The organism is Bacillus sp. PS95 (genome assembly GCF_037963565.1).
GTDB lineage: Bacteria > Bacillota > Bacilli > Bacillales > Bacillaceae > Bacillus > Bacillus subtilis.
The window spans coordinates 165,001-179,779 of the sequence record NZ_CP150160.1; the positions used below are offsets into that span (position 1 = coordinate 165,001).

The following is a 14,779-nucleotide window of genomic DNA, read 5'->3' on the forward strand; positions in this document are numbered from 1 at the left end:
AACCATATTTTTGAATGATGTCACACCTGTTATCTAGTTTTGAGAGAACACTCTCAATTTGTTTGGTGGCGATAGCGAAGAGGTCACACCCGTTCCCATACCGAACACGGAAGTTAAGCTCTTCAGCGCCGATGGTAGTCGGGGGTTTCCCCCTGTGAGAGTAGGACGCCGCCAAGCAGATTTATTAATTCTACCATGTTTGTTTATGAAGCTTTATATTATTCCGCAGTAGCTCAGTGGTAGAGCTATCGGCTGTTAACCGATCGGTCGTAGGTTCGAATCCTACCTGCGGAGCCATTGCTTCCATAGCTCAGCAGGTAGAGCACTTCCATGGTAAGGAAGAGGTCAGCGGTTCGAGCCCGCTTGGAAGCTTATCTAAAATACGTTGATCTTATGCAGTTTCCGCGAAATATGGAACTGTTATTTTTTTGTCTAAATATGTGGGTGTCATACGGGTGGCAAATTAGAGAATCTCTCTAAAATGTCCCCGTTTTAAATATATTATTGATTGCATCAGCAACTAAAATATCTGATTCACGGTTAGCATGAGTGTAAATATTCAATGTGGTTTGGACGTTAGCATGGCCAAGCCTCTGAAAAATAGCTTTAATGTTTAATCCAGGTACTTTCCCAATTTGATTTATCAACATTGTTGCGTGTGAGGGTCTCATATCATGAAGACGTCCTGGCTTGATGTTGTGCCTCTTAGTGAATCTCTGCCACCAGGTATTAGGTGAGGTTGGATACTGCGGTTGTCCCATATCCCCAGCAAATAACAAAAGCTTATCTGTTCCTCTCCACAGTTCACCCAACAGTAATTTATTCTTCTTGATCTCCCGTAGCAAAATGGCTGCTTCTTGCATTACATCAGGCGGCATCGTAACTTTACGGAAAGAGTTACTTTTAGGATCTTTAAACCGATAACCTCTCTTCTTTGTATATTGTAAAGACTCATCAATTCTGACTTCATTAGTATCAAAAAATAAATCTGTTTCATCGATTGCTAATAGTTCTCCTCTACGAAATCCACCTGTAAAAGCAAATTTAATCATAACTCTGTTCCTCAATGGAGCGTGTTCATCTAATAGTATAAAGATTTCCTTTATTTCTTCTTCAGTATAAATTTCATATTCATTGTATTTTGTTTTGGCCGCTTTACATTCTCTGCAGGGTTTTCTTTTATAATCTTCCACTCAGCTGCTCTTCCTAAGATATCTCTAATGATTCAATATCTAGCATGAATGCTTGATGTTGAGACATCATTTTCTCGTTGGTATTCTTCTAAGAAATTTAATATGTGAATCGGCTGAATCTCGTCTAAGTACATGTCTCCAAAATAGGGTTGTATTTCTTTCCCCAAAATATATTCATAAGTTTCACGAGTTTTATCATCGAGATGATCCAGGGCATATTTTTTCTCCCAGTCCTCTATGAACATATTGAATGTTCGTTTGTGTGGTGTGATATAAGCGCCGGCTTCAACTTCTGTTTTGAATTTATACCATTCACTCACCAGGTAATTGCACAGCTTTTTAGTGGTTTTTAATAAAGCTGGATCCTCTATTCTAATTGTTTTGACCTTTCTTTTACGCCTGCTCTTTGTACCGATATCAACAACTAATCGAAATGACTTTTCGCCTCTTTTTTCAATTGTTGGCATATAAAATTTTCTCCCTTTCTTTATTCTTTTGAATCATGAATGATTGGTACTTAAAGCTGAATAACTTACGGAAGTACATATCCAATCTTTTTTCCGCAAAAGGATGTGTAACCTGAAAAAGATCAGATATGAATCAGATATGAGACTTGTAGATTCTCGCTTGGTTACCGGTAATTTGATGTTTTTCAGCATAAAGCTAGGTACAGCAAAGTGATACATAAATGCATTTGCTTGATTCTCCTGTAATTCTCTAAAGAGTGGGGGTAATTTTTATTGAACACCTACATGATTTATGTGATGGCACAGTTCATGGGAAAAGTCTTCCCACTGCTTTTTTTTAGATAATCGCGAATCAAGAATAATACAAGCCATTCCCAGCAGTTTTACTGCTACAGATGAACGGTTTTTGTAATGGACTATTATTTTTAACCTATCTGCAATTAGTTCCAAGTCCCATGTAACCGGATCAGCAATTCCAATACCTGTATATATTGTCTTGATTCGATCTTCAAGAAGTGATAATTGATACAAGATAAAGCCTCCTACTAACGTAACGCAAACTTATGTTCGTTTTTGTGTTGAAAAGAAAAGCTCCCTAAAGAGCTTAAATACTATATTTAGTTTATATCTAATTTAATAGTCTTCTCGTTTGTTATAGTTTTATATGATTCGCTATCATAAGTATCTCCCAGAACAAGAGTCAAAGAATTTATCTCTTCTGGATCCCCGTCATATATAACTCCTATTGTGTACTCATCTTTAGCGTTCCCGTAGATATCATGTGGTCCATTCTCCATAAGGTTATTTTTATCTACTTCTATTTGTTCCTTTGTGTTTGGGATGACCATAGAAATCCCTTTCCATTTTACAAGCGCATCTCCTGTATTTTCAGCTGTAACAGTTATTTGAATGTAACTTAAAGGTTCATCAAGCTGTTTGGCGACTTTCAGTTCATACATCTGCAGAGTGTCGCTAGGAATATTTGTGCGAGTTAACACTTTTATATCGTCTATTGTCACTTTAAGAGGTGAAATATCGATATGTTTATCTGGATTCTTTATTTTATTTAATTCAACAATCTCCCCAGTATCTTCTTTGTACTTTTGACCGGGTTTAGTTAAAGAACGGTTGTTTCCTGTTTGATATGTATCTTCCTGATTTTCGTCTGCTGTGTCCTCTTTATTGTTTGCCTCGTTTGACGAATCAGAAGAGCTGCAAGCAGTTAAGTATAAACTCATCATAAACAATAAAAGTAATAAGATTCTTTTTTTGGAAAGCTGCAAGTAATTGTCCCCCTCAATATGAATACACTCTTTGATGATTTAACTTTTCTTTATCTTTCATTTAACTCAATGAATGTTAAACAGTTTGTTTTACAGTGTGCATCAGCCATAAACCCTTGATATATCTATGTTTTTAGGGTGTGCAAAAAGTTTTATTTAACACTTAGGTTTCTTTTTATTAAACAAATGTTTTACCAGAAGAAGAATTATGAATAAAGAATAGCTCCTATTGTTCGTCGAACTCTTTTTTCAAAAGGTAATACAAGAGTTCTTTAGCTTGCTCTTTCGAAATCGTAGCATCACGGCCAGCAATTAAGGTCTCGGGATCATTTAAAATTTCATCGAGATCAATTTGTGCATGTGTGCCTTTTAGAAGAAAGTCAGTTGAAACTCCTAATATATTGCTTAATTTAGTAAGGGTTTTTAAATCAGGTTCAGCCTTACCAATCTCATACTTCCCATATCCTTGTCTCGTAATTCCTAAGAAATCCGCCATCTGTTGCTGGCTATATCCTTTGGAGGTACGGCATTTTTTTAAACGTTCTCCAAACATAGTAGGTTCCTCACTTTATTTGCCTTTGACAATTATTATATAGAAACAATTAGTTTCGTAAACAAAAGGAAACTAAAAGTTTCATAAAAGAGTTGAAAGAAACTATAGATTTCTTTTATTATTAACAGCGTAGAAACAAACAGTTTACAAAAAGGAGGTGATGATTTGAAAAAGACATCTGCTCTTACTCAATATTTAATTAAAGCTAGAAAAGACCGGAACCTTAGTCAGAAACAAGTTGCTGATCTTTCTAAGGCTGGAATCACCAGTCAATACTATGGTTTGATTGAGAGAGGTGAGAGACAACCATCACCTTCTGTAGCTATGAAACTTGCTCCGGTATTAGGTCTTGATTGGACTATTTTTTTGACAGGATATAAACCACAGGTTTCATAATCAGGACTCCGCTTAAATGGAGGTATTTACATTGAATCGAACTGCTCTAACCCCTCAAGAAGCCGCAGACTTTTGGGGGTTCATAAGGAAACAATTTATATCATGGTTAGAAATGGTCAGATTCCTCATTTCAAAGTTAGAAAGAAAATTTTCTTTCGTGTTGATTCTCTTAATGAGTGGATCAAAAAGCAGGAACAAAACAGCATGAAAGAGTTAGTATAACCGCTTCTAACTAAAGTTTACCAATTGAAAGGAAGAAATTTGGTAGATAAAGGAGAGGTTTAAAGTGAAATTTGGTAGAGCACCGAAAGCACTAAAAAGCGCTCGTAAAGAGGCGGAACTTACACAACAGCAGTTATCTATGGACGATGAATTATTTCTTTCACTGTATCTCATCAGGAATGCGGCCGCCACAAAGTACAGCCGGAGGTGGCCCAGTATTTTGCTGAGAAACATAATGATCCCGGCCTGCCCTTGAAGCTGCTTCTGATTATACAGGCTGGGGACCTTTAATCTTGGATGGGGAAACAGCTGATTTGCACAGGGTGAACCTTCTTGTTCAATCCAAGATACAAATGACAGAAGCCCTAGACGCACTACAAAATTCAGTCGAACATATTTCAGTCAATACTAAAACTTTGTCAGATACAAAAATGATTGAGAAATCGATTCAGGAATGTTTAGACGTCATAACAGCTTTAACTCAGCTAATCGTTGTTCTATGTAAGGAATACTCAATTTCATGGGTGAAGATGTGGGGCAAGCATAAAATGAAGCTTTTAACGAGGGGGTTAATCAAAGGTGCTTCTTGAGGACAACGAACAATTTCAAGGCTTTAAGGCTGGAATTATCTTTGAGCGTGAAGGCAAAATGGTTGATTTGGAAGGCGCAATCAAGCTTTCTAACGACAAACTAATTGGTGGATGGGCAGAAGTTTACCGTGAAGACAATCCAGTATTTATAAAATATAAATCATTTTTAAATTAAATACACATTGCGGACAAAAATTTTAGCGGTGGCTATAAATAAAGTGTCCTTTTCTATTTCAAAAAGGAGGTACTTTGTGACTGCAGCAGGCAACTGTCATTTTTGCCTGAAGTTAATGAAAAAGAAGTTCGGAATATTGTTATTAAAGAACTGAAAACGTATAGATCACTAAAAATTCAAGCGGAGAATAGGAAAGAGCAAAAGGAAAAGGGAGTCGTTGGGTTATTCCTCCAGCTGCGGAAAAGCACCGAATATAACGATCTGAAAGTTAAGCAAATTGATAGAGCTTTAGAGAATTGCCTGGATGAACTTCAATTACAGATCGTGAGGATGAAATACCTCTCACCCAAGCAAAGAACAGATACTGATATTTATATGGAGCTTGGCATTAAATCGGATAAATTTTATATGTTAAAGAAGCATGCTATCAACGCTATTGCAACAGCTCTTGGAATAATCTAAGGGCTGTTTTTTTGTGCCCTTAGACGTCAACTCTGTATTAAGATCTACAATTGCGAGTGATCATTAGTAGGATAATAGCCGAGGCTTTTTACACTGGTGTACTTAATTGTTGCGCGTTAAAATTGCAATAAATTGAAAGGGGGGATGGAATAATGAATCTAAATCAAATTGGATTCAAAGGGGTTTAATCATGAAAACGAATGATAAGAAGAAAGAAGTTCAACAAAAGTATAGAGAAGAAATTAAAAAGAAGAAACAAGGGCAAGAAGATGACAAAAATTATTCTAAAGAAGCAATTATTGTTGTAACCATAATTGTGGTGTTTATCTTTTTGACCTATACGCTTCAAGGATTTTAACAAAATGTTCCCTTTTTCCCCCTGTACTTTCTACCTAAAAGTGTTTAATATTGGAAATAGGTAATATTACCAATTAAGAAAAGAGGGAGAGATGATGAATAACTTAAATTGGTGGAAAATACTTTTACTAACCTTTCTTTGTTCCTTGATTTTTTCTGTCGTCTTTGTCACTGTTCAACGGATTGATTTAATTCTCAATCCACCGGAAGTACCTGTTAAATCGATTGAAAAAATAAAATGATTCATTTGGGGGAAAAGGGAATGAAAAAAATATTCTTTGTTGGTGCGATTGTTGCAGGGTTCTTTGTGTCTAGTGTTGGTATTAATTCTGTAAGTGCTGAAGAAATCGACCCGATAGGTGGTTTTTCAATGCTCAATTTGTCATACGATAGAAACAAGAAAACGAACGTAAATAACAGTCCAAAAAGGAGATACCTACGGACGCTGATCTTTTGTACATGGGAATTTGTACAGCTGATTAGTGGCCGTTTTTTTATGGCCAAACCAGGAGACGCACCTTTCCTTTATCAAGTGTGCACTCGGATGTATCGAATGACTATGAAGGTCGTTAGCTTCACAGGAGGAGCGGCTGGAGTCTATGCAGTATTGCGCGCGATAGTCACGGGGAACGCAAGCGGTGAGATCCCGCTTGCAAGGAAAGTCTTTAAACCGGCTCTCCATTTTCTTTGCTTACCTCCAGGGAAATCGGCGGGCCACAAATTAATAAAAGCGAATAGCGTAAGGCGGTGCTTATTCGGCAAGGAGTAATGAAAGATGAAGATGAGAGACGTTTTATCTGCTGACACGAAATAGCAGCTTAAAAAAGTGTTAAGTCCCTCAACAAAGGCAGATGAACCTTTGACAAGGCAGGATTGGGAAGAAATCATGGGAACGAGACGTGACACCTTCAGACGTGTAGGAGGTAGAATTCGACGAGCATAGTACAAAATAAAGTACCCTTGTTATTCTGTAAAAAAATTGAAGGTGACTACGATATAATAATGGGGGGTGATAGTATGAGGAAGTTTTATAAATCTAAGTATGTAATTGAATATTTAGAGTCAATTGAAATTGAAGGAAAGAAGGTGAAAAAGGTTTATTATGAGAATTTTTCCACTAGAGAAAAATATAAGGAGCAGGTAAGGTCTAATTTGGGTAAAAAAGAGATTGAAGTTTCCATCGGGATTTTAGAAGATTCTATTCATATAAATAAAGACACAAATATTTGGCATACATCTTATTTTGCATTATATGGTGTTATCTTAACTGTTTTTTTTACCGCATTAAATAACTTTACGTCTGGGAGGAGTATGGCCCAAGAAAATTTTATTCTTGTTAGTGTACTATTTTTTATTTTTCTCTTGTTTGCGTTATTCCTACTTTTTAGAGGGATTTATTTTAGTAATGTAAGTAAGAGTTATGGTTATAAACGAATCTTGGAAGAATGTCTTACTGAAATTGAAACAGCTGAACTTGAAAAAACTGAGAAAAAAGCTGCTAATAGAGAATTAGAACCCAAAGCACTCAATATTAGATGAGTGCTTTTTTATTTGGAGGCGAAACAATATGGATATTAGATCTATACCAGTAGAAAAGATTAACCCCGCTCCCTACAATCCTCGGATTGATCTTCAGCCAGGCGATCCCGATTATGAAAGAATAAAAGCATCTATTGAACGGTTCGGTAATGTCGAGCCGCTTGTTTGGAACGAAAGAACAGGAAACCTTGTAGGTGGCCATCAGCGGTTCAAAATACATATGGAGAATAACCCTGCAGAGCTTACTGTTTCGGTGGTAAATCTCGATGATAACGAGGAAAAAGCCTTAAATATTGCACTAAACAAAACAGGCGGCGATTGGGATGAGTACAAGCTCGAACAAGTTTTAAGAGAGCTGGAAGAGAATAATTTTGACCTGTCCTTCACCGGCTTTTCAGAAGGCGAACTAGAAAGTATTTTAGAAGATCTGACAGAACATGCAGGGAACGGCGGGAAAGTTACCGATAATCATGAGATTAATCTCGATGATTACGAGGAGGACCAATTTGAACATACCTGTCCTAAATGCGGGTTCTCTTTCAATGAGTAGGTGGGCAATAATGAACAGTTATAGATGGTATCTGTCTGATCTGAAAAATGTTGAGCAGAACGGATTGAAGGTTTTTAGTGCGTTTTCATGTGGTGGCGGTTCCTCCATGGGTTACAAGCTTGCTGGATATAACCTTCTCGGAAACTGTGAAATTGATCCGCAAATGATGAAAATCTATAGAAAGAATCACAATCCTAAATACTCGTTTTTAATGGATATCAGGAAATTCAACAAATTGGACGATCTGCCGGAGGAATTATTCGATTTGGATATTTTCGATGGTTCCCCTCCATGCAGCGTTTTTTCAATGGCTGGTGATCGTGAGGATGCTTGGGGAAAGGAAAAAGCTTTCAGAGAGGGACAGGCTAAGCAGTCGCTCGATGATTTATTTTTTGATTACCTGGATGCAGTTGAAAGACTGAAGCCGAAAACCTTTGTAGCCGAGAACGTGAAAGGCATGATCATTGGCAAAGCGAAAGGGTATGTGAAGCTTGTAATAGAAAGAGCGAAAGAAATCGGGTATGACGTTCAGGTGTTTTTGTTGAATGCTGCCACAATGGGAGTCCCGCAAAGAAGAGAGCGGGTCTTTTTTATTGGCCGGAGAAAAGATCTGAACTTACCTCAGTTAAAGCTCTCGTTTAATGAGCGGCCTATCCCTTATAAAGAGTTTAGGAGTGGGCGTGGATCCAGATTGAAAGAGACATCAAAATTGTATCGGAGATGGGTGAAGAGAAAACCATCAGATAGCAACATAGGTGATATAACGAAAAGGACAGAAGGGAAAGAATCTAATTTCAATACGATTTTAGTGAAAAACAGCCTGGTGCCGCCTACACTTGCAAGCGGTTCTGTCTTTGTTCGTTATGACGAGCCTTATTATATCTCTGAACGAGACATTATATTGATGCAGTCTTTTCCTCTCGATTATGATTTTATGGACGCTTCAGTGCAGTATGTTTGTGGTATGAGCGTGCCGCCTTTAATGATGAAGGGGATAGCGAAGCAGATTCATAAACAGTGGTTTAAAAATGTATAAATTACAAATAAATGGAAATTAATGAAGTGAGGAGGTGATAAAGCTATGAATAACTCTTATCCAACTGATATTAATTTATCTTGGTCACAGTACAGACCATTGCCAGACGATGTTACTCTTGATGCTGATTTTAGCCATGTAGATCATCCAGTAAATTTTATAAAGGATAATCAAGATGCTACTTATTGGTTTAGTAATAGAGGTTTTGGCACAGTAACAATTTTATTTACTAAACAAGAACCGATATCTATAGTTAAAATTAAAACAGGTTTTGGTTCTAAAAAAATTGGAGATTTTAAAATTAGAGCAAAAGTAGAACCTAGTCATGCTCAATGGGAAAATATCGGTGATACGACTGTTGAAGTTCTTCCGACTACTCCGGATAATCCACAAACAGTACATATACCTGTAGCATATGGAAGTTATAGGCTACTGCAAATTGTTTGTGTTGGAGTACCATTAATTCATACTCTTGAGCTTGAGTAAAAAGTATTGATCTGAAAGACTGCCACTGAACCAAAAGGCAGTCTTTTTTGCTGTCAAAAAAAGAGGGTGATGCTAACACCCTCCCTTTTCAAAACAGAGATAGACTCCCTGTCAAAGAGCGTGATCAAGACGCGGCCGCGTTGTGGGAAAATATCACGCTCTCATCTCATATTGTAATGGAGGACAGGGAGGATGGCAATAGAAAATAGAAACGTATGTTCCCTTTCTGGTGATGAAAAAGAAAATCTCCTTCTCCTGCATAGTGCCGAGTTGTTAGAGAACATCAGTCAATCAAAAGAGAAATACCGAAAAATTATTCAAGCAGGTATCGCCCAGTGGGTCAAAGACTTCCAAAGTGGCCATATCAAGGTGAATACTGTGGACGATTTGAAAAAGCTCATAGAGCTTGATATAGAGCTTCAGAAAGATGAAGATTTGTACTAATTAATCACATAGCAAAACGCCATAAAAGCTTCTTATGGCGTCTGCAGTTTACAGGGAGGTGATTCAAAAGGCTTTGGATTTACTCTAAGATTAGTAAAGGAATGTAGCACCAACAATGATCAACAGGATGAATAAGACTACGATCAATACGAAGCTGCTTCCGTATCCGCCGCCAGAGTATCCACCAGAATATCCGCTGTAGAATCCCATGATATCGCCTCCTTTAGTAGAGATAGTATAAGGTATGCCAAACAATAACTTTCGACATAGATGTAAGTCTAAATAAGAAAAAATGAATATTTTGTCTAAAGGTGTAACAGCAGACACATCAGAAAAATTTATATAAAACAAACACAAACTTAATTATGAGGTCCGGAGGTGGGTGAGATGTAATGCCGAGACCACGAGATCCTAAACGAGATGAAGCCTTCCGTCTGTGGGAAGAAAGCGGCGGAACCCGTGTTCCACGTTCACCAACTGATACTCGATCCTCCGCGGTCGGTGGGGGCTTGAACGATGGGAAAAGATTTTGAACGTACCGCGGGAATCAGGTGACACCGATGAGATCCGCCGATTGCGCTGAGTCCGCCTTAATTAATTCCTTAGTTTCCGTAAATTCACTGAGTTCTTCGATGATATGCAACACATGTCTGAACTCATAGAAACCTTGGAGAATATGAAGCCGGCTCACTTGGCATATACCTTGCGAGCCGCTTTAAATGAACCGCTTCAGATAATAGATAATGTCATTCTGAATAACAGAAGATATCGAAAAGTAAGCGAGCTGAAGGCGAATTGGCAGGGGTGGAAGAAGCTTGAGACAGAAATAGCATCACAAGAGAAAGCTGATAAGGCTCTTTCAGATGCAAAAGCCTATGTTCAAGAAAACTTTACTAATCAAAAACTGACCGTTCTTACAGGAACAAACGCAATTCAGGATTTTGTACCCTATAAGAATAAAAAGGACGCTTAAAGCTAAAAACCTGCCCTCAGTGAACAAACTGGGGGTATTTTTTTATGCAAAAAAAGAAAGCCTATTAAATCAGGCTTTTGCGAGTTTTCTAGTTAACATACTGTGAATTCTTAAAAAGTGTTATCTGAAAAAGTTTTTTATAGCCTCTAAACGTATGTTATGACCACATTCTTCACAAGTATATTTTCCATTCATGTTTTCTTTAACTTGCTTATATTTCAATGTGCCTTCATATACTCTAAATTTTTTCCTGCAACTTATACAAATTACTTCGTAATAAAAAATCACAAATCCCTCCTTTTCTTAAAATTAATATATACAACAAAGGACTTAATTTTAATTTTTATTTGAACTTTGGGCGAACTATTCAAGATGCAATGAAGCATCACTAAAAAGGCCCTGTCTCTTAATGAGGGGGCCTTTTTGTTTTTATCTCCATCTCCAGTTTATTTCGTTATCTTCTTCGTAGATTCCTGGTAAAGAAATCCCTACTTTTTTTTGCTCATCATCGATGATAAACCAATTATCATCATCTAGTAGAGCATCATCAAACTTCTCAATTGCAGAGGGATCATCTTCATCCACCACTGCTCTGAAAAAATCTTTGAATTTTTCCATATTCTCATTAGGTTTGATTTTTCCATAAGCCCAAGGCCCTTCTATTGTTGCTCCATCTATTTCACCTAAGCATTCATTTTGATAATAAAGAAACATACTCCTCACTCCTTAGGAAACATTTTGAAGTATTCTTTTGGTATCTCACCTTTAACAAAATACTCCGTATCTCTACTAGTCCATTTTAGAGCTTTTTTCTTCCAATTTTCTGTTTGTCTCGTGTCATTTTTAATAAGTCTCTCAATTTGTTTTGGATTCAGGATAGCAACTCCTTTTAGTTCTCCAGAACGTATGGCTTTTCGTAGAGCTGATATATTTAATTCAATAGTATATTCCCCGTAACCTTTTGCTATCTTTTTGTTAATTGTAAAACTGGTATATGGACTATTGGATTTTCCACCTTTCCTATACCCTCCTAAAATATGTTCCGTAACAGTTACCTGACGGCCTTGATACATTCCACTTTTGTTTGCGGGGACAAGGTTCCCGGTCTCAGGTGAAATATGAGATTTACCGATACCATTTGGTCTTTTTGTTGCATAAGGGAAATCTTCTCCTCTGAATAAGTTGGAAGGATTACCTGCACCAGAATTTATTTTTAATGCTTTACCTGCACCAATCATTCCTATTGGAGCAATTGAGGCAAGCGCACTGTTTAAGCTGTTTTCACGTCTCTCCTCAGAAATTTTATTCCCGAACATATCTCGACCGGTTATTGCTTCACTAAAACCATTCGCTGACGCAAGACCGTAGAGTCCTTTACTGGAGTTTTGAAGGGCGGGGAATGTCTTAGGTGTTTTATAGATATCGAGCGCTTTGTCTGCCCTATAGATGGCTTTGCTCGTTGAGTAGACAGCCTTTCCGCCTTTAGCTAATTTTCCAGCCCAGCCAACTATAGGGATGTAGCCGGCCGCAGCCATTGCGCCTGCTGCCACTCGTTGCCCCTCAGTTAATTTTTCCCCGGTGACTGGATCGACACCATCCGCAGCTCTCTTATAATCATAATATCCGGAGACTTCCCCCGTAAAATTACAAACGACATCCCAGGTCTTTTCATACCATGGCCTATTTGCGAGTTCTTCCTGTTCTTTCGCAATTCTTCTTTGTTCGGCCTGCTGATCTTTGAAGGAAATATAATCAGTAGATTGTTTTTTTACATCCTCGGTCATCTTATGAATTTCACTGTCCCTATAAGCTTTTGCATTATAGTAAATAGGGGAGGCGCTTTTGCCTTTTGATGTAGCGTTCATGAGTGCTTGGTAATCAGCTTGAATCAATTGTTCATTTGCTTCTGAGAGCGCATATTCAGATGTTAAATTTTCATCGATATCATAATTTTTTTTGATAGTCTTGGTACGTTTGTTGTCGGTTGAAGAGAGTTCGTCTTTAAAAGTTTCTGTGGAGAATAAATCTAGCGGTAGTATGTCGTTGATGTCATTTAGAATGTCCTTCATTGCTTTTTTCTGTTCTGACATGATGGATTTTGATTTAGGTATAAGCGTTAGCCAGCTCGTGTTCTAAAAAAGATTCTTCTATGTAGGCATCCGATAAGCTTGCGTCTTCCAGAATGCCAGTAACACTCGTGAGAAATGCGATTTTCATGTCAATCAAATCAATCCACTGGTCAGCGATCCCTGCTTGATCTTCATAAAATGCCTTTATGTTATTGGCGCCTTTACCTGAAAACTCACTGTCATCAAGATCAGCCACTGATTTGAAGGCTTTCTTTAATTTGACCATTTGACTCCTTGTATCTTTGTATTCCTTTGCGCGGTTATCAGCTTCGGAAAGTAATGTTTTGGCTTCAAATACTTTCATGATCATATCCTTTCATTTAAAAAGCTTCAACAAAATTTTACCATAAGAAAAAGTAGAAGCAGAATGTAATGTCATTTAAAAAAAGCGAAATGATCAATTTGATGTGTGTCATTTAACCTATTATTTGAATCAGATTATCATCGATATTTATAATCTCAAATCAGCATTTGCCTAGGTTCAATTGTTATGTTTCATCATATGTTATGTGTAATAAACCCAAAAATTCCAATGGAGGAGTGCTATTTATGTACTACAATCAGGTTCCTATGCTAACTCATTGGAGGCATATGCATGATTGGGAGTCTTTTGTTGATGCACAAGTGACTCGGCAGGAAGCGGATATGACAGGAATCTGGCGAGGCAACGATGGAGGCGTGTACTACATCCGGCATGATGACCCCCATGTCTGGTGGGCAGGCTTCAGCGACAACGGTAGGGGGCAACACTGGACACACGTGTTTCATGGAATGCGGATGTTTGATGAAACTGGATCAGAGGTGATCTCTGGAAATTGGGCCGATGTACCGCGTGGAACGAACAGGGGCAGTGGCACCTTAGTCGTCGCCCGTAGTGGAGACCGGTTGACTAAGGTATCCGGTGGAATTGGCGCGACTACATGGCAACGAATTCGGTATTAAATGTAGTGGACTTATGCTGTAACGAATAAAAATTCCAATAGAGGAGAGCTACTTATGTACTACAATCAGGTACCTATATTAACTCATTGGAGGCAACCTGCGTACGATTTGACAGGAACCTGGCGAGGCGACGATGGAGGCATTTACTACATCCGCCATCTCGATAACAATAAGGTCTGGTGGGTAGGATTAAGCGACAACGGCAGTGGTCATAATTGGACCAATGTGTTAGAAGGGGAAGTGAGTTACGATTGGAGTGGAGCGGTGGAATTGAGCGGACATTGGTATGATGTACCGCGTGGAACGAACAGGGGCAGCGGCATCTTGGGCTTTTCGGTACGATTGGGCGATCTCGTCAAAACATACCAAAGCAGTGGATTCAGCGCTAATAGATTGAGGAAAATATCATAGTTGTTTGGGGCACCTGAAAACGGGTGCTTTTTACGTTTAAGCTAATGGGTCGATAGTAGAACTGAGGTTGCTCTTAGGAAACCGTATTGTAGTATGAACATTAACTTATAAATGTTCTAAATCAAATTAAAAGAATAAACAAGAAATGATAGTAATAACCTTAAACATACTTCACAGTTGCACGGATATCCTCTTCATTCTTTCCTGTCTTCTTTTTCAAATCATTCAAAACGATTCTTTCCATTAAAGTAGAACATAATATAAAACGCCAGGGTTCCTCTGGCGCCTAAACGGGAAAGCTTATAATTTTTTAAGTGGATATCGTTTGAATGTTATGCTCTTCAAAAATTCGTTTTGCTACAAAGGTTGCATTCAGCACTCTTAGAAAGCCGGTATAAGGCGTACAGTGAAATATTGATTCAACTATCTCACCTGGTGAAAGCCCAACATTGAGTGCTGCATATATATGAACATGTAGTTGTGGTTCACAGCCACCTTGTGTAGTGAGTGCTGCAATTGTAATTAATTATGGTCTGAAATATTTAACGTGGGAAGAAGGATTACCAAGAAC

General features: G+C 38.0%; 20 protein-coding genes, 2 tRNA genes, 2 rRNA genes and 4 pseudogenes (1 of these 28 cut by a window edge). 19 read left to right on the forward strand and 9 right to left on the reverse strand.

Features of this window, described 5'->3' with window-relative positions; genetic code table 11:
- The 4 genes from NSQ12_RS00945 to NSQ12_RS00960 all read left to right on the forward strand — a co-directional run.
- Positions 1-6 (forward strand): 23S ribosomal RNA (locus NSQ12_RS00945); it begins 2,922 nt to the left of the window's first position.
- Positions 7-61: 55 nt separating this feature from the next.
- A 5S ribosomal RNA gene (gene rrf, locus NSQ12_RS00950) occupies positions 62-177 on the forward strand.
- 45 nt (positions 178-222) lie between these two features.
- A tRNA-Asn gene (locus NSQ12_RS00955) sits at positions 223-297 on the forward strand.
- Between the two features lie 2 nt (positions 298-299).
- Positions 300-372 (forward strand) — tRNA-Thr (locus NSQ12_RS00960).
- Positions 373-476: 104 nt separating this feature from the next.
- On the opposite strand, the gene NSQ12_RS00965 is transcribed toward NSQ12_RS00960, so the two are convergent.
- From NSQ12_RS00965 to NSQ12_RS00985, 5 genes are all read right to left on the reverse strand, one after another.
- Positions 477-1,193, reverse strand: a complete 717-nt coding sequence (locus tag NSQ12_RS00965; protein ID WP_339175670.1) for a site-specific integrase — start codon at positions 1,191-1,193, stop codon at positions 477-479.
- A gap of 32 nt (positions 1,194-1,225) precedes the next feature.
- Entirely contained in the window at positions 1,226-1,660 is a 435-nt protein-coding gene (locus tag NSQ12_RS00970; RefSeq protein ID WP_339175672.1) for a hypothetical protein, read from the reverse strand.
- Positions 1,661-1,930: 270 nt separating this feature from the next.
- A complete protein-coding gene (locus NSQ12_RS00975; protein WP_247471117.1) occupies positions 1,931-2,191 on the reverse strand; it encodes an ImmA/IrrE family metallo-endopeptidase in 261 nt (86 codons plus the stop codon).
- Positions 2,192-2,277: 86 nt separating this feature from the next.
- On the reverse strand, positions 2,278-2,943 hold the full coding sequence (locus NSQ12_RS00980; protein ID WP_033885265.1) for a hypothetical protein: 666 nt from the start codon (positions 2,941-2,943) through the stop codon (positions 2,278-2,280).
- A gap of 226 nt (positions 2,944-3,169) precedes the next feature.
- Positions 3,170-3,496 (reverse strand): helix-turn-helix transcriptional regulator, encoded by a 327-nt coding sequence (locus NSQ12_RS00985; RefSeq protein ID WP_033885262.1) that lies wholly within the window; start codon positions 3,494-3,496, stop codon positions 3,170-3,172.
- A 165-nt stretch (positions 3,497-3,661) separates the two neighbouring features.
- On the opposite strand from NSQ12_RS00985, the gene NSQ12_RS00990 reads away from it, so the two are divergent.
- From NSQ12_RS00990 to NSQ12_RS01045, 12 genes and pseudogenes are all read left to right on the forward strand, one after another.
- Positions 3,662-3,892, forward strand: coding sequence for a helix-turn-helix transcriptional regulator (locus NSQ12_RS00990; protein WP_033885261.1), 231 nt, complete (start codon positions 3,662-3,664; stop codon positions 3,890-3,892).
- Positions 3,893-3,923: 31 nt separating this feature from the next.
- Positions 3,924-4,114, forward strand: a pseudogene (locus NSQ12_RS00995) (helix-turn-helix domain-containing protein).
- 293 nt (positions 4,115-4,407) lie between these two features.
- Positions 4,408-4,704 carry a hypothetical protein gene (locus tag NSQ12_RS01000; RefSeq protein WP_250621302.1) on the forward strand — a complete coding sequence of 99 codons (297 nt, stop codon included), beginning with the start codon at positions 4,408-4,410 and terminating at the stop codon, positions 4,702-4,704.
- Positions 4,694-4,879 (forward strand): hypothetical protein, encoded by a 186-nt coding sequence (locus NSQ12_RS01005; RefSeq protein ID WP_033885259.1) that lies wholly within the window; start codon positions 4,694-4,696, stop codon positions 4,877-4,879. Before NSQ12_RS01000 ends, NSQ12_RS01005 begins: the two co-directional genes overlap by 11 nt.
- A 102-nt stretch (positions 4,880-4,981) precedes the next feature.
- The gene (locus NSQ12_RS01010) at positions 4,982-5,341 is read left to right on the forward strand and encodes an ArpU family phage packaging/lysis transcriptional regulator (protein WP_339175676.1); all 360 of its coding nucleotides are present in this window, start codon (positions 4,982-4,984) and stop codon (positions 5,339-5,341) included.
- 190 nt (positions 5,342-5,531) lie between these two features.
- The gene (locus NSQ12_RS01015; RefSeq protein ID WP_033885256.1) at positions 5,532-5,699 is read left to right on the forward strand and encodes a hypothetical protein; all 168 of its coding nucleotides are present in this window, start codon (positions 5,532-5,534) and stop codon (positions 5,697-5,699) included.
- Positions 5,700-5,960: 261 nt separating this feature from the next.
- Complete coding sequence (locus NSQ12_RS01020) at positions 5,961-6,467, forward strand: hypothetical protein (RefSeq protein ID WP_339175678.1); 507 nt, start codon at positions 5,961-5,963, stop codon at positions 6,465-6,467.
- A gap of 248 nt (positions 6,468-6,715) precedes the next feature.
- Positions 6,716-7,237: a hypothetical protein gene (locus NSQ12_RS01025; RefSeq protein WP_116316732.1), complete on the forward strand. Its 522-nt coding sequence runs from the start codon at positions 6,716-6,718 to the stop codon at positions 7,235-7,237.
- Positions 7,238-7,265: 28 nt separating this feature from the next.
- Positions 7,266-7,787, forward strand: a complete 522-nt coding sequence (locus tag NSQ12_RS01030; RefSeq protein ID WP_339175680.1) for a ParB N-terminal domain-containing protein — start codon at positions 7,266-7,268, stop codon at positions 7,785-7,787.
- 10 nt (positions 7,788-7,797) lie between these two features.
- Positions 7,798-8,823: a DNA cytosine methyltransferase gene (locus tag NSQ12_RS01035; RefSeq protein WP_339175681.1), complete on the forward strand. Its 1,026-nt coding sequence runs from the start codon at positions 7,798-7,800 to the stop codon at positions 8,821-8,823.
- Between the two features lie 45 nt (positions 8,824-8,868).
- Positions 8,869-9,309: a hypothetical protein gene (locus NSQ12_RS01040; RefSeq protein ID WP_339175682.1), complete on the forward strand. Its 441-nt coding sequence runs from the start codon at positions 8,869-8,871 to the stop codon at positions 9,307-9,309.
- A 192-nt stretch (positions 9,310-9,501) separates the two neighbouring features.
- A complete protein-coding gene (locus NSQ12_RS01045; protein WP_339175684.1) occupies positions 9,502-9,753 on the forward strand; it encodes a hypothetical protein in 252 nt (83 codons plus the stop codon).
- Positions 9,754-9,843: 90 nt separating this feature from the next.
- Here the strand turns inward: NSQ12_RS01045 and yosA are convergent, their stop codons facing one another.
- The gene (yosA, locus tag NSQ12_RS01050; RefSeq protein ID WP_004399362.1) at positions 9,844-9,963 is read right to left on the reverse strand and encodes a YhzE/YjcZ family sporulation protein YosA; all 120 of its coding nucleotides are present in this window, start codon (positions 9,961-9,963) and stop codon (positions 9,844-9,846) included.
- Positions 9,964-10,145: 182 nt separating this feature from the next.
- Here yosA and NSQ12_RS01055 point away from each other — a divergent pair, with 182 nt between their 5' ends.
- Both NSQ12_RS01055 and NSQ12_RS01060 read left to right on the forward strand, forming a co-directional pair.
- Positions 10,146-10,286 (forward strand): phage terminase small subunit-related protein, encoded by a 141-nt coding sequence (locus tag NSQ12_RS01055; protein WP_080265386.1) that lies wholly within the window; start codon positions 10,146-10,148, stop codon positions 10,284-10,286.
- A pseudogene (locus NSQ12_RS01060) lies at positions 10,256-10,543 on the forward strand (phage portal protein); the annotation flags it as partial. The gene NSQ12_RS01055 and the pseudogene NSQ12_RS01060, both read left to right, overlap by 31 nt.
- Before the next feature lie 612 nt (positions 10,544-11,155).
- Here the strand turns inward: NSQ12_RS01060 and NSQ12_RS01065 are convergent.
- Together NSQ12_RS01065 and NSQ12_RS01070 are read right to left on the reverse strand one after the other, a co-directional pair.
- The gene (locus NSQ12_RS01065) at positions 11,156-11,440 is read right to left on the reverse strand and encodes a hypothetical protein (protein WP_033885405.1); all 285 of its coding nucleotides are present in this window, start codon (positions 11,438-11,440) and stop codon (positions 11,156-11,158) included.
- Positions 11,441-11,445: 5 nt separating this feature from the next.
- Positions 11,446-13,159, reverse strand: a pseudogene (locus NSQ12_RS01070) (T7SS effector LXG polymorphic toxin).
- Positions 13,160-13,851: 692 nt separating this feature from the next.
- On the opposite strand from NSQ12_RS01070, the gene NSQ12_RS01075 reads away from it, so the two are divergent.
- The gene (locus tag NSQ12_RS01075; RefSeq protein ID WP_029318131.1) at positions 13,852-14,208 is read left to right on the forward strand and encodes a hypothetical protein; all 357 of its coding nucleotides are present in this window, start codon (positions 13,852-13,854) and stop codon (positions 14,206-14,208) included.
- Positions 14,209-14,518: 310 nt separating this feature from the next.
- On the opposite strand, the pseudogene NSQ12_RS01080 reads toward NSQ12_RS01075, so the two are convergent.
- A pseudogene (locus tag NSQ12_RS01080) lies at positions 14,519-14,734 on the reverse strand (carboxymuconolactone decarboxylase family protein); the annotation flags it as partial.
- Positions 14,735-14,779: the final 45 nt, after the last annotated feature.